Source organism: Streptomyces sp. NPDC034099, from assembly GCF_055575415.1.
Genome location: NZ_JBVISR010000003.1, coordinates 463,989 through 488,691 on the forward strand (window position 1 = coordinate 463,989; position 24,703 = coordinate 488,691).

Here is a 24,703-nt window from a genome sequence, read left to right on the forward strand (position 1 = left end):
CGGCGAGACCCTACACTTCGAGCGGTCAACAGGCTGATACCGCCGGGAGGCGGGTGACGGCCCCTTGGACGCCGGGCAGCTGAGTCGGTCAGGGGGGCGGGTGCCGGTCCTGACACTTGCTTACGCCGGTCTCAGTCGTCCTCGGTGAGGAAGTCGGTCAGCGCGGCAGCGACCGCATCGGGCTGTTCATCGGGGATGAAGTGTCCTGCGTCCGGCACGACGATCCCGGTGGCCTCCTTCGCCCACGGCCTGATGGAAGCCGCCATGTCGGGGATGGAGCCGTGGCTGCTGGAGATCCCGAGAACCGGGACACTCAGGAGCTGTTGCTCCAGAGCTTCGTGGTTCTTCCGCGCCGACGCGGCGGCGTCCCGGTAGTAGGCCAGGGACGCGCGGAGACCGCCGTCGGCGGCCACGGACGCGGCGTACTGCTCGATCTCGGCGGCGTCGAAGGTGTCGGAGGAGAGGGTCTTGGCCTTGAGGAACCAGCCGACGTACTCCCGTTCGCGGCCGGCGAGCAGTGTCTCGGGCAGTTCGGGCACGAGGTGGAAGGCGAAGTGCCAGGTCTTCCACGCCTGTTCGGGATCGGTCGGAATGGCGTCAGGGAGGGTGATGCCCGGGATACCGGCGTCGAGCAGGGCCAGGCCACGCAACTGGTCCTGGTACTTCAAGGCGAGCGAAAAGGCGACCCACGCGCCGATGTCGTGGGCGACCAGCCAGTAGGCCGGGACTCCGAGGCCCTCGACCGCTGCGTGGACGTGCGCCGCGACCGTGTGCGTGTCGTAGCTGATGTCCGGGCGTTCGGAGTGGCCCTGGCCCGGCAGGTCAATCGCGATGACTCGGAATCGGTCACCCAGGATCGGCATCACCTTGCGCCATGCCCACCAGGTCTGCGGGAACCCGGCGAGCAGCACGACGGCCGGACCGTCCGGCTGACCGCCCTCGACCGCGTGAAGCCGGACGCCGCCCGCGTCGACCCAGCGGTGGGTGAAACCGTCCAGGTTGGCCAACGGCAGGTCCCCGACCGGATTGCCGGAGTCGCGGGGGGTGCTTGCGGGTTCCTTCATGATTCTCCTCCACTACACGACGCGAGCGGTGAGCATGGCGTCGGCGACCCGGCGACCCGGCGACCCGGCGACCCGGCGACCCGGCGACCCGGCGGCGCCGACCGCGAGCACGCGGTACGCGGGTGGCTGCGCCGTGAGCCCGAGGGGTGTCCGGCCATGATCACGCCTCCACCCTAACTCATCTTGAACTGATTGGTTCATGATGAGAGGATGGTCTCCGCCAGGAAGGCGGAGCAGGAGGGAGGGGGCGGTATGGCAGGCAAGAAGCAGTTCGACGTCGCCACGGCGCTCGATGCCGCGATGATCCAGTTCTGGCGGGCCGGCTACGCGGACACGTCGGTCGACGACCTGTCCCGGGCGACCGGACTCAACCGCAGCTCCATCTACTCCTCCCTCGGTGACAAGGACACGCTCTTCACGCGCTGCCTGGAGCGCTACACCACGCGCTACGGGGACAAGTACGACGCCGCGTTGTCCTGCGCCGCCGACCGGCCCCTGGCAGCCGCGCGGGCGTTCTTCGATGTCACCCTCGAACGCATCGCGGACCCCGGCCTGCCCGACGGATGCCTGGTGGCTCAAACGGTCATGGCGACCCCAGCGCTGAGCGCGAGCGTCGCGGCGCGTGCACGAGAGTCGATCGGCCTCCAGCACACCCGGCTACGCGCCGCGCTGAAGGCCGGCCGACTGCACGACGAGGCGGCGGAGTCCTTCGCGACCCACCTTGCGGCCGTGAACCAGTCCCTCGCCGTCATGAGCAGAGCCGGAGCGAGCACGGAGCAACTGCGCGCCATCGTCGACGTGACCCTCGCCGCACTCGCCCAGATATTCGACGCGAGCAAGCGGACACGGTTCCCCCAAGGCCCCGGTCAGCTCGGCGAGGTCAGTCGGCAGCACGGTGGTCGTCCTGCGTGACCTCTTCGCGTCGCGGTGCGGGGCACGGCGGATGCGAGCAGCGCAGGATGTGGGAGACGGCGAGAATCATGGCTTCGGTGGCGCGGGCGGTGGTGATGTCGCCGAGGTCTTCAAACAGGTCGGGCTGCCAGCTCAGGCCGGTAAGCAGGCCGGTGACGGTCTTCTTCACCCGCTCGTCGTTGCCGGAGAGGCAGACCGTGGGCGGTGTGGCCAGGCGGTTTCGTGCGGATCAGTCGGTCGTTGATCTGAGTGTGCCGTTGACTGACGCGCAGTGGGCGCGAATCAGGGTTCGGAGGCCGGGGCCCCTGAAGACCGCCATCATCTACCCGGCCGGCCTCCACATCGCGGGCATCTTCCTCTGGTCCACCCGACAGCGCGGTCTCGGTTGGTGATCTGTGTGTTGTTCAGTGGCCGATGCTGTCCAGTTCGGCCACATCCTCGTCTGAGAGGGAGAGACCGGCGCCTGCGATGTTCTCGCGCAGGTGGGCGGTGGACGAAGTACCGGGGATGAGCAGGATGTTCGGCGAGCGCTGGATCAGCCAGGCCAGCGCGACCGACATGGGCGTCGCCCCCAGTCGGTTCGCGACCTGTGAGAGGGCCTCGGACTGTAGCGGCGTGAAGCCTCCCAGGGGGAAGAACGGCACGTAGGCGATGCCATCGGCGGCGAGATGATCTACGAGGTCGTCGTCGTGGCGGTGGGCGAGGTTGTACATGTTCTGCACGCACACGATCGGGGCGATGCTGCGCGCCTCAGCGACCTGCTCTCCGGTGACATTGCTGACGCCGAGGTGGCGGATCAGTCCCTCTTGCTGGAGGTCGACGAGCGTCTCGAGTGCTTCGGCGACCGAGCCGGTCTGCGGGCCCTGAGCGTCGCCCATGCGCATGTTGACCAGGTCGAGGGTATCGACGCCGAGGGATTCGAGGTTCTCATGGACCTGCTTGCGCAGGTCTTCGGGGCGCCGGGCCGTGGGCCAGCCGCCCTGTGCGTCGCGGGTCGCACCCACCTTGGTGGCGATGAGCAGCGGCTCCGGGTAGGGGTGCAGCGCTTCACGGATCAGCTCATTCGTGAAGCGCGGTCCGTAGGCGTCGCTGGTGTCGATGTGGGTGATCCCGAGGCTGACTGCCTCACGCAGCACGGCCAGAGCGCCGTCGTGATCGGTGGGCGGCCCCATGACCCACGGGCCGGCGAGCTGCATCGCGCCGTAGCCGAACCGGGTGACGGACGAGTCACCCAGCGTCCAGGTTCCGCCGGGAAGAGGTGCGGAGGGCGTGTACATCGTGGTGCCTTTCACTTCATGCAAGGGGTGGTGTCTCCAGCCCTCTTGCACCAGTGTTGGAGAGGAACTTCCTGTCGGGAAGTAGGCACTCTGAAGTGCGTAACACCCCAGAAGGTGAGAGGCGAGACCAGTGACGACGAAGGCCGACAAGAAAGCGCAGGCCAAGGCGGAGTACAACGCGTTCCTGGCGGTGTGCCCCAGCCGTCAGCTCCTCGACCGGATCTCAGACAAGTGGGTCGTCCTGATCCTGTGCGCACTGGGCGGTGACACACCCGAACAGTCCGGCGCATCGCACGCCCCGAAGGCGATGCGCTACTCCGAGCTGGCCCGGCTACTGGCTGGCGTCAGCCAGAAGATGTTGACCCAGACCCTACGGGCTCTCGAACGCGACGGTTTACTCCTCCGCACCGTGACACCCACGGTCCCTGTCACCGTCACCTACGAGCTGACCGACCTCGGCCTCTCACTCCACCACCTGACACGCGGGCTCAGGCAGTGGGCCCAGACCCACATGGAACAAGTCCTCGCCAATCGCGAGAGCCACGACGCACGAGCTTCCTAGCGCGGCAGCGTTCTCATGAGGGTGGTGCAGCGGACGCGGGCCAAGCCAAACCCGCATGCGCGGATCGCGCGCCACCACCGGACCTATGACCGGAAGAACGAGCGGATGATCCAAACGAAACGGCCCAGGGCTCCTGGAGCGGTCATGACCGTGAGCAGCATGGTGCTGAGGGTCTGGGTGCGGGCCGTCCCGCCCGTCTGTCGTGCGCTGCCGGCCATGTTCCCTGACCGCCAAGGCTGAAGCCTTGTGGCATGGAACGAAAGCGTCTGTCTGGTGCGCAAGGGGGTAGCGGGCCCTAGGGGCAACGTGAGAGGGAGGACGGGGATGAGCGACGCGACAGCGGGGCCGTTCAGTACGTGCGGTTTCAATCGTCTCACCGGAACCGCCGAGGTCGCTTCACCGGCGTCTTCGGGACGTGTCATCTACGAGGACGACGTACAGCAGCACTGTCTGATCGAGTGGCTGTCGGGTCGGGTTTGCGTGATCGGGCGGCGCGGGGCACTCGGGGAAAAGCCGTCGACCGACGTCATGCCGGTCCGGCAGGCTCCGGTCCATGACCACACCGTCCTTCATCCCCGGACTGGAACTCTCCCGCCGCTTCTACGTCGAAGCCGTCCGACCCCTGCTGGACGAGGCCGCCCCTGGCGTGGCGCACTCCGCTGCCCTTCTCGGCAGCGGCTCTGAGGTGCTTGGATTCGACTCCGCGCGCTCCGCCGACCACGAGTGGGGGCCCAGGCTCCAGCTGTTCCTCGACCCGCAGGATGGCACCCGTCACGGGGCGGCGATCATGAAGCTGCTCTCCGCACGTCTGCCGAAGACCTTCCATGGTTATCCCACCCACTTCGCCGACACCGCCGAGGCGGGCATCAAGGTGATGCAGGCGGCCGACGGCCCGGTGCACCACCGTGTCGACATCACCGACCCGGCCACCTGGTTCACCGTTCAGCTGGGCTTTGATCCCGGCCGGTACATCACCGCACTGGACTGGCTGGCCACCCCCACACAGCGGCTCGCCGAGGTCACGGCCGGCGCCGTCTTTCACGACGGGCTCGGGCACCTCACCTCGGCACGCGCCCATCTCGCCTGGTACCCGCACGATCTCTGGCTCCACCTGTTGGCCTGTCAGTGGCAGCGCGTCTCGCGAGAGGAGGCTTTCGTCGGCCGGTGCGGCGAAGTCGGTGACGAACTCGGCTCCGCCGTCGTCGCCGCGCGCCTGGTCCGCGATCTGATGCGGCTCTGCCTGCTCATGGACCGCCGCTACCCGCCGTACAGCAAATGGCTCGGCAGCGCCTTCTCCCGCGTCCCCCAGGCCGCCGTGCTCACGCCCGTCCTCACCGCGGCCCTTGCCGCCACCGACTGGCACACTCGCGAACACCACCTGGCTCATGCCTACGAAACTGTCGCCACCGCCCACAACCGGCTCGGTCTCACCGACCCGGTCGACCCCACCACGCGCCCGTACCACAGCAGACCGTTCCAAGTCCTGAGTCCGCGCACTGCCGCTGACGGGCACCGTCGACCAGTTCATTGACAGCACCGACCTTCTCAGCCACCCAGCACGGACACGAGCGGTGACCCGGGCTGCAGCCTGCATCCCAGAGCCGTGAGGCCGCCGCCAGGCCGCAAGCCGCCACGCACCCCTGGAATTCCGCGCCGTTCAGTGGGCACAGCCCTGGGTGAGCCCAGCGATCGGTCGGGCCTGCCCTGAGTGGGGCGTTGTGATGGGGCAAGGGCGTCCTGGTTGTGCACGGGAGAACGGGGGCCATTGCGGCCGTTGTTGGGTCTGTGCGGAACACGGTCAGCCGGTCGTGGTGATCGTAGGGAGATGTACCTGGGGTCGGGCCGGAGACCTTGGCTGCAAGCGCCGCGCTGCTGAGACTGGCAGTTGGCTTCAGGCCCCCGGACTGGTGCCAGCGGTCCAACCTCGACCGGTAGTGAAGGAGTTCAGATGCATCTGCGTAAGCGTGTGCCGACCGTCGTGTTCGTGACCACCGCAGCGTTCACGGCCCTCGGATCGCATGCCATGGCCGCTCCCATGCCCTGGGAGACCAGCAAGACCCCCACAGCCGTCGCCCATCACACCTCCACGGCGGTCGGTGAGAGCGGCACGGCCACCGTACTGTGCAGCGGTTCCTGCTACGAGTAGGCAGCCGCGCCCCGAGTGCCCGCGTCGGCATAACCACGCGTCCCCGTTCTCGTCGGTGGTGTGTGTCAGGTCGTGGTCAGACGATCGCGGTATGTCTCGCACAGTTCCCAGATGGTGTTGCGAGTGGTTTCGTCCAGGGCTGCGTCGGGCCACGAGGTGGGGAGGGCCTTGCTGTTGAAGTAGGTGCCGTGGATTTCCTGCACCTCGGGACTGGAAGCGAGGTACACGCTGGAGCGTGTGGCTTTGAGCAGCGCCCGGTGCCCGTACACGAGGGGCATCGCGAGCCGCAGCAGCGGCACGATCGGGCGTGCCAGGGGCGGGTAGGTGCTGGTGGAGAGGTTCTTGTTCATCGAGGTGTAGGCGTGCCCGGGGTAGGCGACGTTCAGCGTCACCGGCGTCGCCTCGAGCTGCTGGGCGAAGCGGTGGCTCATGGCCATCTGCGCCAACTTGGTCTGGTTGTAGAACGACAGCCCGACATAGGACTTCTCGCCCTGCAGGTTCTCCAGGTCGATCCGTCCCCGTGGGATGCCGCCGGTGATGTTGATGACCCGGGCCGGTCCCGAGGCCGTCAGGGCCGGCATCAGCCAGTGAGTGAGGCAGAACGGCGCGACCACGTTGACCGCGAACGCGGTCTCGATGCCGTCCTCGGTCAGTTCGCGGTGGGATCGCGTCGCCCCGGCGTTGTTGATCAGCACGTCCACGCCACGGGTCCGGGTGCTGACCTCCCGGGCGAGTCGACGGACGTCGCGTAAGCGAGACACGTCGGCTGTGATCGCTGCGACGCCCTCGTTTCCGCTGGAGCGGCGGAGGTCCGCCACGGCCGTGTCGGCGCGGTTCTTGTTACGGCCGACGAGGATGACGTCGGCGCCGAGTGCCGCCAGTTGGCGTGCCGTCTCCTTGCCGATGCCTCCGGTGCTGCCAGTGATCAGCACGGTCTTGCCTTTCATGGTCACCACTCCATTCCATCGTCTGTCACTAGGTGACAATACAGTCATCGAGTGATGCAAAGTAGACTTGGTGCATGGAAGAAGGACTGCGTGAACGCACCCGCAGGGCAGTGCGGGCAGAACTCGCCGAGGTGGCCATCGGTCTGTTCGTCCGCCAGGGCTTCGACGACACGACCGTCGAGGACATCGCTCGAGCAGCCGGCATGACCAAACGCAGCTTCTTCCGGTATTTCCCCACCAAGGAAGACGTCGTCTTCGACGGCGTCGACCTCACCGGCGAGAAGGTGGTTGGCGACATCGCGGCACGCCCTGCCGAGGAAGACCCTTGGGACTCTCTGCATCACGTCCTACGGGCCTGGCAGGAGGAGATCCATGCCAGCGAGCAGGTACTCGCGACCCTGCGCCTCATCGAGGCCACACCCGCGCTGGTGGGACGCCTCCACCAGCGGAGAGCCGAATGGCGTCGGCGAGTCAGCGAGGCGCTGCGGAGCCGGCCCGGGGCCGGCATCGACGCCTTCACCGCGGACCTGCTCACCAACGCCGCCACCGCGGTACTCGACGCGGTGTCCAGCCAGTGGGTGCGATCAAACGGGCATGCGAACCGCTCAGCTCTGCTGGAGCAGGGATTCACCCAGGTCCACGTGAGACTCAACCTGCGACAGGTGTGACGTATGCCGCCTGACAGGTACGGGCACGACGCATGCGGCCGCGAAACCGGGCGTCAGCGCAGCCCTCGCTGACCGGCTTGGCAAGTGGCCATGTCGGCTCGGCAGCGGAGCCAGGCCTCGGGCGTGGGTCGGATCTCGTCGTAGGCCAGGCGCGGTGCCGATCCGCCCTGGGCTACGGCGACGTGGTCGTCTGCGGGCTGCGGAGGACGAGCAGGGTGATCTCACTGGGGGCGAAGACACGGAACGGCGGGCCCCAGAAGCCGGTGCCGCGGCTGGTGTAGAGGAAGGTGCGGGTGCCGTGGTGGCTGAGACCGGCGAGGGCGGGCTGGTCGAGGCGGACCAGGTGGTGGAAGGGCCAGATCTGGCCGCCGTGGGTGTGGCCGGAGAGCTGGAGGTCGATGCCGGCTGCTGCGGCCCGGTCGACGAACTTGGGCTGGTGTGCGAGGAGCAGGACGGGGAGATCGGGATCGGCGCCGTTCAGGGCTCCGGCAAGGTGGGCGCGGTGGCCTGCCAGGCCTGACGATTCGGCGGTGACGTCGTCCACGCCGGCGACCACGAGGGTGTCGCCTCCCCGTTCGAGCAGCAGGTGGCGATTGCGCAGCGGCTCCCAGCCCAGCTCGTCCATCAGGTCGACCCAACCCTGGGCCTCGCTGTAGTACTCGTGGTTGCCGGTGACGTAGACACGGGCATGGGTGGCCCGGACGGTACCCAGCGGGACGGCTTGGGCGCGGCGGCGTTCGGCTGTGCCGTCCGCGATGTCGCCGGTGTGGCAGACCACGTCGGCTTCGAGGGCGTTCACCGCTTCGCACACCCGTGCCGACCAGCGGGCGCGGTCGAGCGGGCCGTAGTGGGTGTCCGTGATGAGGGCGACCCGGAGGCCGTCCAACCCGGCACCCAAGCGGGGCAGTTGCACATCGAGTCGGCGCACGCGCGGCACACGCCGAGCCTCGGCGTACCCCCAGGTCAGCAGTACGGCGGTCACGCCGAGCACGGCCCACGTGACGATGCGAGCCCTGTCCTGGCCCTCGCCGACGCCGGCCACGGTCAGGGCCAGACGCAAGAAGACGCCGAGCAGAACGGACCAGGTGAAAAGGACCCAGCTGGTGCCCAGCAGCGTGTCACCGGCGATCGCCGCCCGGTCCTGCTGGCGTCGGCCGTGACCGCGCACCATCGCGAGCGGCATACCGGCGAGGCCGAGGGCGAACAGGGCGGTGCCGGCCAGCGTGACGGGCAGCGGCCAGTGCTGGCCCGCGTGCAGGAGCACCCAGCAGGGCACGGCCCACAGCAGGAGGGGGGCGATCAGGGGAAGGTAGCGCATCAGGCTGTGCAGTCGGCTCTGCCGCGGCGCTCGCGCCCCACCCTCGGCAGGCCGGGCGCTGCTGGTGTCGGTCATGCTTCCCCTCCCTCACCACACTGCAGACCCGCGCACTGTATCCGGTCGCCCTCGGCCCGGCTGAAGTCGCGGGCCCGCAAGCGACTGGACCAGCTTGATCTCAATCTCCCGCAGCTCGGCTCCACGATCGCAGCCGGGTCCCGGATCGCCTCGGTCGGCTGGACGAAGTGAGTACCGGTCCGTCAACGCCGCCGCCATCGGCACGCACCTGTTCGGCGATGGCGGCCTGCTCGTCGTGAACGCCCACCGCGTCAGGACCCGGCACGGCGTGAGCGCCTCCACCACCGCCAAGACCGTCGTCACGGCAGCCGCCCTGGCCGCCACCGCCTACGCCCGCTCCACGACTCCGCTCGTCGCACGAGCTGACCCGACGGACGCCTGCCGCAGGGCTGCTAACGACCATGCCCGTTCGTGCCACTGTCCCCGCCCTCGTGCATCGGCGGTGGTTGTGAAGTGGTGTTCCGCTGTCGCGACTTGCGCTCGTGCCGGACGAACGCCTCACCGACGGTGCCCACCAGCATGCCGAGTGAGCCCACCACGAACAGCCACAGGGCGATCTTTTCCAGGCTGGGAAACAGGAAGCACACGCTGCCGACCAGGAACGTCGTGTTGCCGAAGCCGCCGATGATCAGGTGAATGAACGGGAAGTCCTGCAACAGATACCGTTCAAGACGGGCTTTCAAGCCGCCTCCTCTCCATGCCCGGCCTCCCGGGACCCAGAGGGCTGAGTACCGGTGGAAGCGAGATCGAAACGGTGGGGCAGGTGTGCAGGATGTCTGCGCTCTCGGCCATAGGCCGGACCGCCCGGTGCAGGTGACTGTAGGGACGTACATGACATGCCGACACCCTCCAGGCCGCGGTCGGCACGGGTGAGCTGGGCCAGGACACCGACTGTGCGGCGACGGCCCAGGAGATCCTCGCCGTCATGGACGGACACCAGATCCAGTGGGCCCTGGTCCCGGACTCCGTCGACATGGCACAGCGCCTGCGCACCCACCGCGACAGGCTGTACCACTCACCCTCCACCACAGGAGCACGCCCGCCCGCGAAGGCGCTGCCCGACTGACTCATCGGCCGGTCTCTGCCCCAGCCCTGCCCCTTTCAGGCGGGCTGGCCGATGGGCCGGATGGTGAGGGTGTTGAGGTCGACGCCTGCCGGTTGGTCGAGGGCGAAGCAGATGGCCTCGGCGATGGGCTGGGGGGACAGGGCGAAGGGGGGAACGCCGGCGCCTTGCCAGAAGGGCGTGTCGATCATTCCGGGGTTGACGAGAGTGACACCGATGCCGCGCGGCGTGGCGTGCAGGCGCAGGTTCTCGGCGAGTCCGGTGGTAGCCCACTTGGTGGCCGAGTAGAGGTTGGCGGGAGAGTTCTTCAGCCCGGCGACGCTGCCGATGAGCACCAGCCGTCCGCCGGTGGCCTCCAGGTGGGGCAGGGTGGCATGGGCCAGCAGAGCGGGGCCGAGGACGTTGGTGAGGACCATGGGCGACCACAGCGCCGGGTCGCCGTCCCCGATGGAGTCGCCGGACATGAATCCGGCGTTGGCCACCGCCGCGTCAAGGGCACCGAAGTGCTCCACGGTGCGGGTCACGACCGACTCGGTGGCCTGCCAGTCCGCCGCGTCCGCCACCAGGCCCAGCAGCCGGTCGGAGTGGCCGGCCTGGTCGAGGAAGGTCTTCAGTTTGCTCTCGTTGCGGCCGGTGACCACCACACGGTGGCCGCGGTCGAGGAGCAACCGCGCGGTATGGGCGCCGATACCGCTGGTCGCGCCGGTGATCAATACGGTCTTGCTGGCCACGGTCATGGTCATGCTCCTGAGGTGTGGAAGGGGGGCAGCGGACGGCGGCGCGCTATGAAGAGGAGTGCCGCTCAAGTCCGCCGACTTCAGGAAACCGGCGCCGTCAGAGGCGGGCAAGGTCGGGTTTATGGGGGGTATAAACGCAACCTCCCCGTCGCTCGAACCCTGGGTACTGTGGACGAATGGAACCTCCGTCCGAAAACCAGACCGGTGATCCCACCGACAACCGCTCGGAGATCCGTGCCTTCCTCACCAGCCGACGCGCCAAGCTGGCCCCGGAACGGGTCGGACTGCCCACCAGTCGACGGCGCCGGGTCCCGGGACTACGGCGCGAGGAGGTCGCGGCCCTCGCCGGCGTGAGTACCGAGTGGTACACGCGGCTGGAGAAGGGCCACATCGGCGGTGTCTCCGAGAGCGTGCTGGAAGCGGTCGCGCAGGCGTTGCTGCTGAATGAGGACGAGCGCACCTACCTGCTCGAGCTGGCCAGAGCGGCTCGCCCCGCCCGCCGCAGCTCGAACCGCCGCAAGGACGTCAAGATCCCGTCCTCCGTCCAGTGGATGGTGGACTCCATGACGATGGCTCCCGCCTTCGTACGGACCGGCCGTCTGGACATCGTCAAGAGCAACGCGCTGTGCAGGGCCTTGTATTCACCGATGTTCGACAGCGACACCACTGGTGAGCGCGGCTGCACCAATTTCCCCCGTTACTTCTTCCTCGACCCCGGCTCCCACGACTTCTTCGTCGACTGGGAGGAAGGCGCGAGGGCCACGGTCGCAGTACTCCGTGCCGAAGCCGGACGTGAACCTGACGACCGGAACCTGCGCGAGCTCGTCGGCGAACTGTCCACGCTCAGCCCCGACTTCCGCACCATGTGGGCCAGTCACGACGTCCGAATCCGTCACGAGGGCGTCAAGCGGCTGGACCATCCCGAAGTCGGCCTTCTGGAGATGACCTTCCGTTCCCTGGACCTGCCCCTGCCCCAACGGGCCGTCCACGACCTGATCGTCTACACGGCCGAGCCCGGCACCCCCTCGGAGGACCGCCTCAAACTCCTCGCCAGTTGGACGGCACCGCAGACCTCACCCACGGATCCGGCCCACCCGCCCCGCTGACCTCACGCCCTCGTAAGACAGCGGTCCAGGGGCGCTGACCGGAAGTCGTCCCGAGCCAGAGCGTAAACGGTGCAGATGCGGCCAAGGACCGTGTCCTCGCGCAGGGGCGTGAACCCGAGGCGCTGGGCGACAGCGGACAAGGCAGTATTGCCGTGATGGATCATGGCGGTGATCTGCTTGAGTCCCAGGGTGCCGAAGCCCCACCTGAGAACGGCTTGGGCCGCTTCCGTGGCGTAGCCGCGACCCCAGTGCGCGCGGGCGAAGGTCCAGCCGATCTCGGTCTCGCCGAACTGCTCCCGCCAGTTGAGGCCGCAGCGTCCGACCGTCTCGCCGGTGCTTCGCAGTTCGACGGCAGACAGTCCATGACCGCGCTCAGGCCATTGCTGCTGGATGTCGTGCAGGCGTGCTGCGGCCTGCTCCTGGGTGCAGCCGCCGACGAACCGGTTGACCTCGCTATCGGGGCAGGCGTCCGGCGGGTCAGCTCATGGGACGAGCGGCGTCATGGAGCGGGCGTGTGCCCACATGCCGTGGAGCTGTTCGAGGGGGCGCTGCTGTTCGCCGTGGAGCGCGTTCAGCACGACGAGGCATCCGGTGAGGGCGGGCACCGTCCACTGCACGCAGGCGAGCTGGCGCCGGGCCTTTCCGACGTCGACGGGGTGCCGGGCCCCCTTCTCCGCGTCGTCGGGGTTGGCGGAGGAGGCCCACTCGACCTTCTTGCCCAGGACGCGGGCGTAGGCGGTGGCGGCCAGGGCGGCTGCCGTGACGACGGTCTTGGCGGTGGTGGAGGCGCCCACGCCGTGCTGGGTCCTGACGCGGTGGGCGTTGACGGCGAGCAGGCCGCCACCGCCGAACAGGTGCGCGCCGATGGCGGCGGCATTGACCGGTACCCACTTCGTCCAGCCGACCGAGGCGATCCGAGCCCGGGCGGCGACCGTCGAGCCCTCGTGCTCGGCCGCCCCATTGAGACCGACCGCGCCCATCAGAGAGCCGCCGAACCAGGCGGCCAGACCCACGTCGTGCAGGCTACGGATGACGGTATTGCGTCCGGACATGGGCGTGCTCCTTGCAGGAGTGGTGGCGAGGGCCGACGAGTGTCGGGCGTTACTCCACCCTCGCCGGGCCTTGCCTGCGCCGCCACCACGGCTGACCCAGACGGCTGCCCCGTCAGCTTCTGTCCGGTTGCCTGGGGCCGGTCATTCAGGCTTCGGTCGGCCTGTGGTCGTCCCCCAACCGGGTGGTCACCGCCGCCGTTGCGCGTCCCAGTTTCCGTTCTCTCCTCGGCGTGACGGATCGCCTCTCGCCCGGACGCTGGTCACGAGGGGGCCGGGGTGTGTGAGCGGCGCAGGACGGGAGACCCGGTGCGCAGGCTGGACCGGCAGTGTGTCCCCTGGGGTGGCCGGCCTGGCTCAGGCTCCCCCCGGTTCTGCCCATGAGCTGGGGGAGCCGCTCCCCGGTGAGGCGGCGGCCGCTCATGTGGATGCCCATGGCCTCGCCGATGGAGTGGCCGGGTGGCGACGGCCTCTGCCGACTCCTCTTCGTCGGTGCAGAGCAGGAAGCCCGTCATGCCGCCCTCCACCAGCTCGGTCGCGGCACCGGTGATTCGCGTCAGTGTGGCATTCACGACTTGCCCCGGCGGCGGCTGGTATGCAGCCGACGGCCTCGGCGGAGGCCAAGCCGAGGCCATCCGCGTCGCCCGGGCCACCGCCCGGTAGACGCCGCTTCCCGTGAGCCTCCGCCAACTAGAACCAGCAGGTCGTCAGGCTGGTGCGACCGGTTCGCGAGGTGACCACGCTGGTCGTGGACGTGGTGAGCGCGAGTAGCGGTCTCGGTCGGTTTGCTGGTTCCTTCCTTCCTGTGGCGGCCGGGCGGCCTTCTACGATCCGACGCATGCTGGAACCCGAACTGCTGGCATCACCGCGCGTCGCGCGGAACTGGATGAACTTGAGTAACCAGCCGAGTAATTGACGGGCTTCTGGGCCGAGCAGGACACCGCAGTGCCGCTCGTCCGGCTTCGTGTGTGGTGCCTTCCACGGAGGCTGTCGCGCACCGAGCGGCCCCACGAACCCGTTCTGGACCGTCCGGTCGTCCAGCCGCCTGTGGCCCCGCCCGGACGACGGCAGTGGCTCCACGAAAGCCTACTCGGCATCAGGCAGTTCGTAGCGAGGTTGCTGTCGCCGGCGAAGGCCAACGTGTAACTGGCACACGGGGGACGTCGTGGGCCGGCTGCGGGGCTCCGGCCACCGATTACTGGGGCCCGGCGTCGTCCTGACCGCCGCTTTCTGCCGGCACGCGAAGGACACCACGGAGCAGGGAACAGCCGATGCGGCGCACCCGCTGGAACGCCCCCGCCCGGGTCGGGGATCGACAGTCCGTACCCGACGAGCGCACGGGGCTCGGACTGGACACCCCCGCCGCCGCCTTCCTCCCCGCTCTCGGCCTGGACCGGAGGATCACCGTCCGCATGCTGCCGCAGCACACGAGCGGAGTCTTCAACTTCACCGGCGAGTACTACGAGGACGGAACGTTCGCGCCAGGAATCCCGGCTACGACCGCAGGCCGGGAATGGGTGGACAACCGCTTCCGCACCTACCGGCCGGAAGACCTCGCACAGTTGGCGTTGCCCAAACCGGCACGGTTCGAGCCGGGCACGGACTGGAGCTACTCCAACACCAACTACGTACTGCTCAGGCTTCTGGTCGAGCAGGTCACCGGCAACTCGCTCGCCGAGGAGACGGAGCGGCTGGTCCTTGCGCCACTCGGGCTGACGCGCACCTCGCTGCCGGACACCGCTGTCGACATCGAGGAGCCGCACGCGCACGCCTACTACCGCTACGAGGACGAGGCCGGCCTGCAGAAGACCGTCGACGTCACCCGGCAGAACCCCTCCTGGATCTCCACCGGGGGTGACATGATCTCGACCACCCGGGACCTCCACACCTTCATCTCCGCACTGACGGGCGGCAAGCTCCTCCCCGCCCCGCTGCTGGCCGAGATGCGCAAACCGCATCCCAAGGCCGGTTACGGCCTCGGCGTCTTCGTCCAGGACATCGGCGACGACGGTGGCAAGGTCACCCACAACGGTGGCATGGCGGGCCACGCGGCGCTGATGTACAGCACCCCCGACGGCACCAAGACCCTGACCGCAGCGCTCAACTATGTGGACGATGCGGCACTGTCCACGGCTCAGGCCTTCCAACAGGCGACCCAGGCACTCGTCCAGGAAGTGTTCGCCGGCGACCGGACGGATTCTCGGCCGTCCAGATGAGTGCCGGGCCTCATCAGGGGCAGGTGAGGCGGCGGGGGCAACGCGGACCGGGCCTCGGAGCGAGAAGGGCATTCCATGTTCGAGGAGTTCGCCACCAAGACGGTGCGCACCGGTGAGGCGTCGGTCTTCGTTCGGTACGGGGGCGACGGCCCGCCTCTCCTGTTGTTGCACGGCCACCCGCGGACGTCGGCGACCTGGCACCGGGTCGCGCCCGTTCTGATGCGGCGCGGCTTCACCGTCGTCTGCCCCGACCTGCGCGGTTACGGACGCTCCCGCGGCCCGGCGCCCGCTGCGGATCATGCCCCGCACTCCAAGCGTGCCGTGGCCGAGGACATGGTCGAGGTCATGCAGGCGCTCGGACACCATCACTTCGGGCTCGTCGGGCACGACCGTGGGGCCGCTGTGGCGCTCCGGCTGGTGCTGGACCACCCTTCCGCGGTGACCCGGGCGGCGTTCGTGGACGGCCTGCCTCTGAGCGAGCACCTGATCCGTGCGGATGCCCGGTTCGCCACCGCGTGGTGGCACTGGTTCTTCTTCGCCCAGCCGGAGATCCCCGAACGCGTCATCAACGCCGATGCCGACTCCTGGTACCGCGGCGACCCAGAGACCATGGGGCAGGAGAATTACGACGAGTGGCGGGCCGCCACCAGAAATCCGGACGTCGTCCGCGCCATGCTGGAGGACTACCGCGCCGGGCTCACCGTGGACCGCCAACACGAGGAGGCGGACCGCGCCCGGGGCGCACGGATCGACTGTCCCGTCCTGGTCCTGTGGTCACTACAGGACGATCTGGAGGACCTGTACGGCGACCCGCGCACCATCTGGCGCGACTGGGCCGACGACGTCCGGGGCCACGGCATCGACGCCGGACACCATGTGGCCGAGCAGGCTCCTGGCCCGCTCTCCGCCGCCTTGGGTGACTTCTTCACCGACTGACCTCCATGTCGTGCTGCACTCCGGGGACGACGGACGGCCCACGCATCGCTCGTCTGCTGGTCGGCCTGCCCGTCGAGCCCTTCACGACGACGCCCACAGCACCGGCATCGACAACCTTCTCGGTCACGAGGTGCCCGCGCCGTCGCCTTCGCGCTCCGGCCGGGCTGGCCGGGCGGCGTCACGGATCCGAGCCGGGGGTGGTCGAAGAGGTACCGGCCGTCACCCGAGCCCGGCACAATCACCCGTATGACGATCACCACGGGCGCGCCGCCCGCGCGCAGCACTCCCGCTGCTGTCGCCTCGGGGTTCCTCACGAGCGGTGTGATCGGGGCGTCGCTGGCCGCTCTAGTTGTCGGCGGCATCATCGAGGACGCGCTGCTCTTCGTCACGGGACTGGTGCTGCCCGTGGTCTACGGTCTGCTCTTCTTCCTCGCCGGTGCACCGCGTCGGGCCCGGGAGGCGGCGGTCGCGCCCCGCACCGCGCTCGCGATGGTCGAGAGCCTGGAGGCGGTCGGGGGTGAGGCGACGAGCGACGTGATGGTGCGTTTCGATCTGACGGTCGCGCCGGACGATGTACGAGCGTATCGCGTCGCGTTCACGCAGACCGTCAACGTCGTCGACCTGGCCGACTACCGGCCGGGTGGCGTCGTGGTGGTCCAGTACCCGCCGGACCGGCCGTGGCGGGTGAGGATCGTGAAGCGGCCGACCCCGGAGTGGGAGGAGCGGGCGGCCGGGGCCCGCATCGACTCCGCGCCAGGACCCGCCATGGTGAGCGAGAGCCCCGAGGGCTGTGCCGTCGGCTTTGTCGGGCTGCTTGCCCTGTTGCTGGCAGCGGGCGGCGTGGTCCTGCTGTTCCGCGCCGACCTGTTCGACCAGAACGCCTCCGCGCACCCGCCCTCTGCCGCCGGACCATCGGTCTCCTCCTCCACTTCCTCGTCGTCGACCACGGTGGTGTCGTCGGCGTCCGGCACGGTCACCCTCGGCCCGAACCAGTCGTTCCTCGACGAGGGTGAACTGCGCCGGGCGGTCGGCTCGCTCGCCCTGGGCACGGACACGCGTGCGGCGCTCACCGTCGTCGTGCAGGAACGCCTGCTGTCGATCGTGTACGCGCCCACCGGCGCCCGGGCTTCGACGTTCGACCCGGATTCCCTGCCCTACGACCGTTTCCCTGCGCTGGTCAAGGAGGCGAGGAGCAGCCTGGGGGCCGGATCCTCGCAGACCTGGCAGATCACCGTCGAGCGCCTCACCGGCTCTCTCACCGTCAGGGTCGGTGTGACGGGGACCGAAGGAGGTGCCTCGCTGGAGGCGGACGCGCAGGGCAAGGTGGTGCGGCGCACTCCGGCGCACTGACGGGTGCCGCGTCGCCGCATCGACACGGAAGAAGAGGGAAGGCACGTGGGCCTGCAGGGATATCTGGCGCTGTGGTGCGGGGCGTTCGGCACCTTCGCGCTGGTCGGTTATGCCCGGTCGCTCGCCGGGGTGACACGGGCGCAGCGGGCGGTGAGGGTGGTGGGGCGGATCGAGCGGGTGCGCGAGCCCAGGCACGGAAGCTCGCAGCACGACGGGATACCCGTGGTCATCTCCTTCCAGGACCCGTCCACCGGGGAGGCGTTCACCGTGACGAACGACGGTGACCACGGGGAAAGGATCTCGGCGGCCTGGACGGGACGGGAGATCGGTGTCCGCTATCCGCGCGGGAGACCGCATGCCTACCATTTCATCGGCGACCTGTGGGCGGGCCGACGAGGGCTCGGGTGGCCGAACGTCGCGCTCTTCCTGATCTACGTCGGGCTGGTCGTCTACGCCGCCGTCGACTGGGCCTGGCCGTGGGCCTTGATCGGCTTCGGTGTGCCGTGGACCATGTCCGGCGTCTGGTACCTGCCGCAGAGCGAACGCGCGGTGAGCCGCCGTATGGATGGACTGACCTCCCGGCCCCCTGTTCAAGGCCGGGTCACAGCCGTGCTCACGGACACCAGCACCGACGAGGACGGCCACACCAGTACCAGCCACACGCCGGTCATTACCTTCACCACCCACGACGGCGCCACCGTCACCGCCTATTGCACCGGCGGGCTGCCTGAACCCGCGAACTCCTACGGCCGCAACGTCACCGTCCACTACACGCCCGACGACCCCGCTGTGTTCACCACCGACCTCGCGGCAGAACACCGATCCCGCTCACTCGACACTGCCTTCGGCGTCGTGGCGTTGCTCCTCGGCGTGGCGGCGGTCGTCGCCGGAGCGGTGCTTCTGTGACGCCCGACGAACGCTGTCGCACGGAGGTAACTACCTCGCATGGAACCACTCACGTTCGACTATGAGGACCTGCATGTGCGCGTGGTACGGGGGTGTAAGAATGCCACGAGCCGTGTCGGCCCCTCCTTCACCGTCGATCCAGCGATCAGGGCAGTCGCCGAGCGGCAGAAGGCCGGGTTGGCACCTCCGCCGCCTGTGGGCCGGGAGACGGCTTTCCGGTGCCGTGTGGTGGGCGGTGGGTGGAGGTCACGTCTGAAGGATGGGAAAGGTGACGCCGGTCAGCCGTTCGCTCTCATGCCACAGCCAGGCCCCCAGGTCGGGTCTGTCTGCTCCGGCGGGCAGTCGGGCCGGCTTGGGCGTGCCGGAGGTCTGGTCGCGTCCGGCCGGGCCGAGGTAGGCCCCATTGGTGACTTCGGGGTGGGTCGCGGCGAACAATGACGGCCAGGCCGCGCCGTCGGGGGAGCCCATCAGTGTGCGGGAGGCGAGGGCCACGAACAGGCGCCCCGTCCGGCTGGCGGAGGTGTGGCGCTGGAGGTTGGTGACGGCCGAGCCCGGATGGACAGCCACTGCACGATGCGCACTGCCGGCAAGGCGGCGGGCGAGTTCCTTCGTGAAGACGACGTTGGCGCGCTTGGACTTCGCGTACGCACTCATCGGGCGGTAGCCGCGCTCGCTCATCAGATCTGCGAGATCACCGGAGCGCCAGGCGGCGGCGACGGCGCTGACCGTGACGACGCGGGCAGCTGAAGAGCGCTGCAGGGCCGGCATCAGGTGCGCTGTCAGCGCGAAGTGACCGAGGTGGTTGGTGCCCACCGTGAGTTCCAGCCCGTCGGGGGTGAGCCGACGTTCCGGGACATCCATCACACCGGCGTTGTTGATGAGGATGTCGATCGTCTCGCCCGCGGCGAGCGGGGCTGCCGCCTCACGGATCGCGGCAAGGTCGCCGAGGTCGAGTTCCAGTGTCTTCAGACTGGCACCGGGCACGTCGCTGCCCAGGCGGCGGGCGGCATCGGCCAGGGAGCCAGGGCGCCGACCCGCCAGCAGGATGCGGGCACCGTGCTCCGCCAGAACCTGGGCGGTGCGGTAGCCGATGCCGCTGTTGGCGCCGGTGATCAGTGCCGTCCGGCCCTTGAGATCCGGGATGTCGGCCGGTGTCCAGTGCGAGTCGGTCATGAGCACCTTCCTAAATGAATGTTCATTTACTTCGCTCAGCATGCAGACGGCGATCCGAGTTGTCAAATGAACGTTCATTGGAAAGGCTGAGCGCATGGCAACACGTGACCCCGACCGCAAGCGCCGGCAGCTGATGGAAGCGGCTCTCGCCGAGTTCGCCGAGTTCGGTCTGGCCGGAGCCCGCGTGGACCGGCTCGCAAAACGAGCCGGCATCAGCCCTGGCCTGGTGTACTCCTTCGCCGCAGGCAAGGAGGGCCTGTTCGAGGCCGTCTACGAAGCGATCGCCGAGCAGACCGTCAACGCCGTCCCCATCGACGCCGACGACCTGGCCGAATACGCCGGCCGCCTGCACGACGCCGGACAGCAGCACCCCCAGGTCATGCGTTTCCTCACCTGGTACGCGCTGGAAAGCACTGAACGGCCGACGTCCGACGTCGTGGCCCGCTCGATGCAAGACAAGATCGCCTCCGTCGAGGCCGCCCAGCAACGCGGCAGCGTCCGGCGGGACAAGTCGGCCGCGGAGATCCTGGCGCTCGTTCTGGCGCTCGCGAACATGTGGCAGCACCACACGGAGGACGTCAACACCCTGGTCCCGCCCGCACATCAGCGCGCAACAGTCACAGATGCCGTACGCCGCCTCGTCTCCCCGGACTGGCCCGCTGATCGCTGATGGCGTCACCGCAAGCCCTCGACGTCTTCACGGGCTCCAGGCCGCGCCCTGCCGTGTGCGTACTGCGAGTACTGCGAGGCCAAGGGTGGTGCGCGCTGACCATCAACGACGCCGGTCGCTGACCGCCCCCTCACGCGCTGCTCGCGCTTCCGGGCTGACAGGAGCACCCTGGAGACGTGAGTCGCGCACCCATCGTCGTGCACCGGCCCTCGATCTCCGGGGGCCGACGGGTCACCGTGCACCGTCACGGCCGGGACGAAATACTCGGCACCGCCTACAGCGATCACGACCTGGCGGTGTTCCTCGAAGGCGCCGGCATTGACGACGCGGAAGCCGTTCTGGACGACCGGCGGTGGGTGGAATGGCGCGGCAGCCCGGCTCATGATTTCCGCGCCGCCTGACCCAGCCGCCTCTTTGCGGTCGCGTGGCCTCGTCCGCGAAGAGGAACGACGGGCAACTTGGTCACGGACCACAGGGCACCGGGCCCGGCCACCACGTCGAACAGCAGGCGCCTCCGCGGCTGAGGTCGGTCCGTGTGTTTGGGTGCTGTTTGGGAGCCGGCGGGCGGTGCGCGCGCGGCGTCGACGGTGCTTGGCCGCCACTTCAGCAGGTGTCGTCCTTCAGCCTGATCCGAGTCGGGAGCGGTTCGGGGAGTGGTATTGCGTGAAGTTGAGCGTTCTACATGGGTCTGTTCGGTTGTTAGGTCGTGTGGGAGCGTCGGTGGGCTGCGACTCGTTCGCGGGTCGCGCATCGGCGGGAGCAGTAGCGGCGTTCGGGACCGCTGCCCTGGGTGATGAAGACGTTGTGACAGCTGGACGAGGCGCAGACTCTGCCGGGCGGGCGTTGGCGGTCCCAGACAAGGACAGTCAGGGCCATGCAGGAGGAGGCGAGGAACCATTCGTGCCAGGGGGCGTTGTCGTCGGGGTCGAGGTGGGGGTGCCAGGGGGTGCTGCTGCCGTGTGAGGTCAGGCGGAGTGGTCCGGTGTGGTCCTGCAGGAGGCGGTTGAGGGTGGCTGCGGCGTCGTCGGTGTGCTCAGCGGCGAAGACTTGCCGCAGTAGGGCAGCGGCTGCGCGCATCTCGGCAACGTCTTGGGTGGTCAGGTCGATGGGATCGGTCTCGCCGTATGCGCGGAGGACGTCGGCGACTCCGTCCGGGTCGGGGTGGTCGGCGGCGAGGGCGTTGATCAGGGCGGCGGTCCGACGAGCCGTGGTCAGCACGGAGTGCCGGGTGGACCAGGCGTCGCTGTGGGAGAGCACCTGTGGAATGTAACGCATCTTGCTGAGTTTTGAGTTACCTCCGTAACGTTCCGACGATGAGAGGGCGTTACTCACTCCGCTGGTATCTCGCTGGAGCAGTGGCAGCTCGTGCCGGGGACGAGATGTCGGGACCGGCGCTGATGCTGGCAGGATTTGCCGTGGCCGGATCGACGGTCGAAGCGTCGTCGCTGCTTGCGGGTATCACGATCTCTGCCGCAGTAGGCGGGCCGGTGCTCGGGGCGCTCCTCGACAGGGCAGTGAGGCCCGGACGCCTGCTGGCCGGGGCTCTCGTCATGTATGCGACGGGGCTGGTGGTGATGCTCGCGGGACTCGGCCGGTGGCCGTTCGCTGTCACGATCGTGATCGCCGTGGTGACAGGGCTGCTGGGGCCGGCCCTGTCGGGCGGGTGGACGGCCCAGCTGCCCGGTGTCGTGCCCGGTGGCCACCTGTCCCGGGCCAACGCGCTCGATGCCATGACGTTCAGCGCGGCGAGTCTGGCCGGCCCGGCTCTCGCAGGCGTCGTGGCGGAGGCGCTGGGAGCCGCGTCGGCAGTGGTGGTCTCCGTTGTGCTCATCACCTTGGCACTGCCCGCGGCCTGGACGTTGCCCGTCCGTCCAGCTCGGGCGCGGGGTGCTCGGACGGCCCCGGTGATCAGGGACCTCGCCGCCGGGATACGGATCATCATCGGAAGTCCGTCACTGGCCCCCGCGACCCTGACCTCCGTCGTCTCCTGCGTCGCCCAGGGCATGCTGACGGCGTGCATCCCGCTCCTGGGCGAGCGCGTCCTGGGCGGAGTCGGCCGTGGCGCGCTGCTGCTCTCCTGCGCGGCGGTCTCCGCGCTGGCGGCCAACGCCGTACACGCCCGGTTCGCGCGTTCCGTTGCCCCTGAGAAGATCATCTGGACCAGCGCTCTGGTCCAGGCCGTCGCAATGGCCCTGGCCACCGCGGGCTCTCCCGTGATGCTTGTCGTGGCTGCCCTCGTAGCGGGCGTCGGTGAAGGTCCCCAACTGGCCGCTGTGTTCGCCATCCGTCACCGGGAGGCCCCGGGAGACTTGCGCGGCCAGATCTTCACCACCGGCGCGAGTTTGAAGATCACCGGATTCGCCGTGGGAGCGGCGGTTGCCGGCCCTGTCGCGAGTCGGTCCCTACCAGTCGCCTTGGCTCTCGCAGCGAGCGTGGCGGTTCTCGCCGCACTGGGCTTCTTCGCCGTCCCGTCGGCATTCGGCAATCCGCCCGAGGACCGTGCGATCTCGGATTGATCAGGAGCGGGAGGCGGTGGTAGTCGCCTGCGTTGCGGCGGGCGTTGATGCACCAGCCGATCGTGCGCTCGATTTTCCAGCGGCGGGGCAGGACGACGAGGCCCTCGACCCCTTGGACCGGGAGACGATGCACAGGGTGAGCCATGCGGTCGCGGGCCCAGCGAACCGCACTTCCCCCTCCCGGATCAGGCCCCTGGGCGCGCGTCCGCCGGCCACGAGCTTCCCGCCGCGAGTACGAGGAAGTCCGGAATATGGGAGACCTGCGGAACGGCTGGGCCAGTACCTGGTCGAACCCGCGGAAGAGGACGGGGTCTTGCGCCCTCGCAGCGGGTCACCGGGGTGGTCGGCGTGAGGTGCAGCGTCGACCGTGCAGGCAGGCTGACGTGATGCCCACGGACGTATGCGCGGCCGCCCCTCTCATCGGTGGAGGCTGCCCGGATGACCGGTTTCAGCGGCTTCACGGCGGGCCTGGTGGCGTTCGGACGTGAGCGATATGAACGGGCTCCGCCTCGTCCTCGCCGACCTTTCCGCTTTAGAGCTGGATCTGAGCCTCCCTGGCCCCCGGGGCCGCGGCGTCCCGTGCTCCGGGCAGTGTCGTCGCGCGGTGGGTTGGTGCCGTCCGGAACGTGCTCACTCGTGCATGATGCTCACCGAGGCCTTGGACCGGGAACTCGTGAGAAGCGGGGTGACAGTGTGGGTGCGGGGCGGGCTGCCGCGGAGCACAGACAGTGGGACGAGCAGCATCCCTGGCCGCCCCGGTGGCTCCGCTGTGTCCCGCCCGCACTCGTCGTGGTGACCATGGTGCTCGACCAGGTGACACCGCCGCGCTACTTCTTCGGCTCGCTGCTGTCGGCCTCGGTGGTGCTGGCCCTCTTCACGTACCCGCCGTTGGGTGTCCTCGCCGTCGGCGCCGCAGGATGTGCGCTGCTGGCGGTCACCCAGTCGCTCGAGGACTACATCGGTCCGATGACCATCGTGGCCCTGACCGTTCTGGCCACCGTCACGGTGCTGTCCGCTGCGCTGTGCGTGGTGCGCCGACGGGCCGAGAGCCGTTTCCGCCGCGTCCAGGCGGTCGCCGAGGCCGTGCAACTGGCCCTGCTGCGTCCGCTGCCCGCCCGGATCGGCCCGTTGCGCCTGGCCGGCTTCTACCGTGCGGCGGACGACGAGGCACTCATCGGCGGGGACCTCTACAGTGTCCGCCCGACGCCGTTCGGCATCCGGGTGATCGTCGGGGACGTCAAGGGCAAGGGCGTCAGCGCGACGCAGACGGTGGCCACGGTGATCTCCTCGTTCCAGGAAGCGGCGTTGCTCCATCCGTCGCTGAGCCAGGTGGCCGAGCGGATCGACGTGGCCCTGCAGCTGGACCGCGACAGCCCTCCGTCGGAGCCGATGGGGGACGGCCGGCCGGCATACACACCCGGGGAGGCCGCGGGGCCGGCGGACGAGGTCTTCGTCACGGCCGTCCTGCTCGAGTTCTCCGCCGACGCGCGTGCCGTACGGGTCCTGGACCGGGGGCATCAGCCTCTGCTCACGGTCCGGCACGGCACGGCGTCCGTCGTGGAGAGCGACCACAGCCTGCCGCTGGGCATGAGCGACCTGCTGACCGCGCCTCCGCGCACCGTGACGCAGACTCTGGACCCCGGTGACATCCTGATCGCCTACTCTGACGGGGTCACCGAGGCGCGTGACAGGGCCGGCACGTTCTACCCGCTGCGCGAACGCCTCCAGGACCACTGTTCGAGCAGTGCGGGGCCGGTTTCCCCCAGCCGTCTTGTCACCTTCATCGAGGAGGACGTCGCCCGGTGGGCGCCCACTCTGGGCGACGACCTCGTCGCCATCGCCTTCCAGCCCGCACCGTCAGGCGACGAGTGATCCACGCTGACAACAGCGGCTGGTACTTGTGCCAAGCCGTCCCCGCGCGACCCCACACGGGTCTGGTGCCGTACCGACGTGTGCGACTTTCCGCAGCCGGGACAGCGCACCAGAATCGACGTGAGGAAGTCGTACTCCGT

The 24,703-nt window shown here is 69.0% G+C and carries 24 protein-coding genes and 2 pseudogenes; 15 read left to right on the plus strand and 11 right to left on the minus strand.

The annotated features are described in order from the left end of the window. Positions 1-131: 131 nt before the first annotated feature. The gene (locus tag ACZ56V_RS11085; RefSeq protein WP_468941160.1) at positions 132-1,064 is read right to left on the minus strand and encodes an alpha/beta fold hydrolase; all 933 of its coding nucleotides are present in this window, start codon (positions 1,062-1,064) and stop codon (positions 132-134) included. A 252-nt stretch (positions 1,065-1,316) separates the two neighbouring features. On the opposite strand from ACZ56V_RS11085, the gene ACZ56V_RS11090 reads away from it, so the two are divergent. Then, positions 1,317-1,976 (plus strand): TetR/AcrR family transcriptional regulator, encoded by a 660-nt coding sequence (locus ACZ56V_RS11090; protein WP_467379303.1) that lies wholly within the window; start codon positions 1,317-1,319, stop codon positions 1,974-1,976. On the opposite strand, the gene ACZ56V_RS11095 is transcribed toward ACZ56V_RS11090, so the two are convergent. Both ACZ56V_RS11095 and ACZ56V_RS11100 read right to left on the minus strand, forming a co-directional pair. Then, complete coding sequence (locus ACZ56V_RS11095; RefSeq protein WP_467379304.1) at positions 1,945-2,145, minus strand: hypothetical protein; 201 nt, start codon at positions 2,143-2,145, stop codon at positions 1,945-1,947. The genes ACZ56V_RS11090 and ACZ56V_RS11095 overlap by 32 nt on opposite strands. A gap of 235 nt (positions 2,146-2,380) precedes the next feature. After that, positions 2,381-3,253 (minus strand): aldo/keto reductase family oxidoreductase, encoded by an 873-nt coding sequence (locus ACZ56V_RS11100; RefSeq protein WP_468941638.1) that lies wholly within the window; start codon positions 3,251-3,253, stop codon positions 2,381-2,383. Positions 3,254-3,383: 130 nt separating this feature from the next. Here ACZ56V_RS11100 and ACZ56V_RS11105 point away from each other — a divergent pair, with 130 nt between their 5' ends. The 3 genes and pseudogenes from ACZ56V_RS11105 to ACZ56V_RS11115 all read left to right on the plus strand — a co-directional run bounded on the left by ACZ56V_RS11105 (position 3,384) and on the right by ACZ56V_RS11115 (position 5,961). Beyond that, positions 3,384-3,815 (plus strand): winged helix-turn-helix transcriptional regulator, encoded by a 432-nt coding sequence (locus ACZ56V_RS11105; protein ID WP_398909528.1) that lies wholly within the window; start codon positions 3,384-3,386, stop codon positions 3,813-3,815. A 553-nt stretch (positions 3,816-4,368) separates the two neighbouring features. Continuing rightward, positions 4,369-5,422 (plus strand): annotated as a pseudogene (locus ACZ56V_RS11110) (DUF4037 domain-containing protein). Positions 5,423-5,763: 341 nt separating this feature from the next. Next, the gene (locus ACZ56V_RS11115; RefSeq protein WP_467379307.1) at positions 5,764-5,961 is read left to right on the plus strand and encodes a hypothetical protein; all 198 of its coding nucleotides are present in this window, start codon (positions 5,764-5,766) and stop codon (positions 5,959-5,961) included. Between the two features lie 65 nt (positions 5,962-6,026). Here the strand turns inward: ACZ56V_RS11115 and ACZ56V_RS11120 are convergent, their stop codons facing one another. Then, complete coding sequence (locus ACZ56V_RS11120; RefSeq protein ID WP_468941167.1) at positions 6,027-6,908, minus strand: SDR family NAD(P)-dependent oxidoreductase; 882 nt, start codon at positions 6,906-6,908, stop codon at positions 6,027-6,029. Between the two features lie 74 nt (positions 6,909-6,982). Here ACZ56V_RS11120 and ACZ56V_RS11125 point away from each other — a divergent pair, with 74 nt between their 5' ends. Beyond that, positions 6,983-7,576 carry a TetR family transcriptional regulator gene (locus ACZ56V_RS11125; RefSeq protein WP_468941170.1) on the plus strand — a complete coding sequence of 198 codons (594 nt, stop codon included), beginning with the start codon at positions 6,983-6,985 and terminating at the stop codon, positions 7,574-7,576. Between the two features lie 172 nt (positions 7,577-7,748). On the opposite strand, the gene ACZ56V_RS11130 is transcribed toward ACZ56V_RS11125, so the two are convergent. Both ACZ56V_RS11130 and ACZ56V_RS11135 read right to left on the minus strand, forming a co-directional pair. Next, entirely contained in the window at positions 7,749-8,969 is a 1,221-nt protein-coding gene (locus tag ACZ56V_RS11130; RefSeq protein ID WP_468941173.1) for a metallophosphoesterase, read from the minus strand. Positions 8,970-9,361: 392 nt separating this feature from the next. Further along, positions 9,362-9,652, minus strand: coding sequence for a YrhK family protein (locus ACZ56V_RS11135; RefSeq protein ID WP_467379311.1), 291 nt, complete (start codon positions 9,650-9,652; stop codon positions 9,362-9,364). A 242-nt stretch (positions 9,653-9,894) separates the two neighbouring features. Here ACZ56V_RS11135 and ACZ56V_RS11140 point away from each other — a divergent pair, with 242 nt between their 5' ends. Continuing rightward, the gene (locus tag ACZ56V_RS11140; RefSeq protein WP_467379312.1) at positions 9,895-10,035 is read left to right on the plus strand and encodes a hypothetical protein; all 141 of its coding nucleotides are present in this window, start codon (positions 9,895-9,897) and stop codon (positions 10,033-10,035) included. 35 nt (positions 10,036-10,070) lie between these two features. Here ACZ56V_RS11140 and ACZ56V_RS11145 read toward each other — a convergent pair whose 3' ends face one another. Then, positions 10,071-10,769 (minus strand): SDR family oxidoreductase, encoded by a 699-nt coding sequence (locus tag ACZ56V_RS11145; protein ID WP_468941178.1) that lies wholly within the window; start codon positions 10,767-10,769, stop codon positions 10,071-10,073. Between the two features lie 176 nt (positions 10,770-10,945). Here ACZ56V_RS11145 and ACZ56V_RS11150 point away from each other — a divergent pair, with 176 nt between their 5' ends. Continuing rightward, a complete protein-coding gene (locus tag ACZ56V_RS11150; protein ID WP_468941181.1) occupies positions 10,946-11,875 on the plus strand; it encodes a helix-turn-helix transcriptional regulator in 930 nt (309 codons plus the stop codon). Positions 11,876-11,877: 2 nt separating this feature from the next. Here ACZ56V_RS11150 and ACZ56V_RS11155 read toward each other — a convergent pair. Beyond that, a pseudogene (locus ACZ56V_RS11155) lies at positions 11,878-12,327 on the minus strand (GNAT family N-acetyltransferase); the annotation flags it as partial. 30 nt (positions 12,328-12,357) lie between these two features. Beyond that, on the minus strand, positions 12,358-12,927 hold the full coding sequence (locus ACZ56V_RS11160; RefSeq protein WP_398909514.1) for a hypothetical protein: 570 nt from the start codon (positions 12,925-12,927) through the stop codon (positions 12,358-12,360). A 1,268-nt stretch (positions 12,928-14,195) separates the two neighbouring features. On the opposite strand from ACZ56V_RS11160, the gene ACZ56V_RS11165 reads away from it, so the two are divergent. The 4 genes from ACZ56V_RS11165 (at position 14,196) to ACZ56V_RS11180 (ending at position 18,332) form a co-directional block, all read left to right on the plus strand. Continuing rightward, the gene (locus ACZ56V_RS11165; protein ID WP_468941185.1) at positions 14,196-15,140 is read left to right on the plus strand and encodes a serine hydrolase domain-containing protein; all 945 of its coding nucleotides are present in this window, start codon (positions 14,196-14,198) and stop codon (positions 15,138-15,140) included. 75 nt (positions 15,141-15,215) lie between these two features. After that, complete coding sequence (locus ACZ56V_RS11170; RefSeq protein WP_468941188.1) at positions 15,216-16,076, plus strand: alpha/beta fold hydrolase; 861 nt, start codon at positions 15,216-15,218, stop codon at positions 16,074-16,076. Between the two features lie 246 nt (positions 16,077-16,322). Continuing rightward, positions 16,323-17,426, plus strand: coding sequence for a hypothetical protein (locus ACZ56V_RS11175; protein ID WP_468941191.1), 1,104 nt, complete (start codon positions 16,323-16,325; stop codon positions 17,424-17,426). 45 nt (positions 17,427-17,471) lie between these two features. Beyond that, entirely contained in the window at positions 17,472-18,332 is an 861-nt protein-coding gene (locus ACZ56V_RS11180) for a DUF3592 domain-containing protein (protein ID WP_468941193.1), read from the plus strand. Between the two features lie 246 nt (positions 18,333-18,578). Here the strand turns inward: ACZ56V_RS11180 and ACZ56V_RS11185 are convergent, their stop codons facing one another. Next, the gene (locus tag ACZ56V_RS11185; protein WP_468941196.1) at positions 18,579-19,583 is read right to left on the minus strand and encodes an oxidoreductase; all 1,005 of its coding nucleotides are present in this window, start codon (positions 19,581-19,583) and stop codon (positions 18,579-18,581) included. Positions 19,584-19,599: 16 nt separating this feature from the next. Here ACZ56V_RS11185 and ACZ56V_RS11190 point away from each other — a divergent pair, with 16 nt between their 5' ends. Both ACZ56V_RS11190 and ACZ56V_RS11195 read left to right on the plus strand, forming a co-directional pair. Next, positions 19,600-20,175 (plus strand): TetR/AcrR family transcriptional regulator, encoded by a 576-nt coding sequence (locus ACZ56V_RS11190; RefSeq protein WP_398909508.1) that lies wholly within the window; start codon positions 19,600-19,602, stop codon positions 20,173-20,175. A 176-nt stretch (positions 20,176-20,351) separates the two neighbouring features. Next, positions 20,352-20,576 (plus strand): hypothetical protein, encoded by a 225-nt coding sequence (locus ACZ56V_RS11195; RefSeq protein WP_356366222.1) that lies wholly within the window; start codon positions 20,352-20,354, stop codon positions 20,574-20,576. A gap of 298 nt (positions 20,577-20,874) precedes the next feature. On the opposite strand, the gene ACZ56V_RS11200 is transcribed toward ACZ56V_RS11195, so the two are convergent. Beyond that, the gene (locus ACZ56V_RS11200; RefSeq protein ID WP_467379318.1) at positions 20,875-21,450 is read right to left on the minus strand and encodes a CGNR zinc finger domain-containing protein; all 576 of its coding nucleotides are present in this window, start codon (positions 21,448-21,450) and stop codon (positions 20,875-20,877) included. Between the two features lie 80 nt (positions 21,451-21,530). Here ACZ56V_RS11200 and ACZ56V_RS11205 point away from each other — a divergent pair, with 80 nt between their 5' ends. Both ACZ56V_RS11205 and ACZ56V_RS11210 read left to right on the plus strand, forming a co-directional pair. Continuing rightward, the gene (locus ACZ56V_RS11205) at positions 21,531-22,691 is read left to right on the plus strand and encodes an MFS transporter (protein WP_468941201.1); all 1,161 of its coding nucleotides are present in this window, start codon (positions 21,531-21,533) and stop codon (positions 22,689-22,691) included. Between the two features lie 798 nt (positions 22,692-23,489). After that, positions 23,490-24,563 (plus strand): PP2C family protein-serine/threonine phosphatase, encoded by a 1,074-nt coding sequence (locus ACZ56V_RS11210; RefSeq protein ID WP_398910328.1) that lies wholly within the window; start codon positions 23,490-23,492, stop codon positions 24,561-24,563. Positions 24,564-24,703 lie beyond the last annotated feature (140 nt).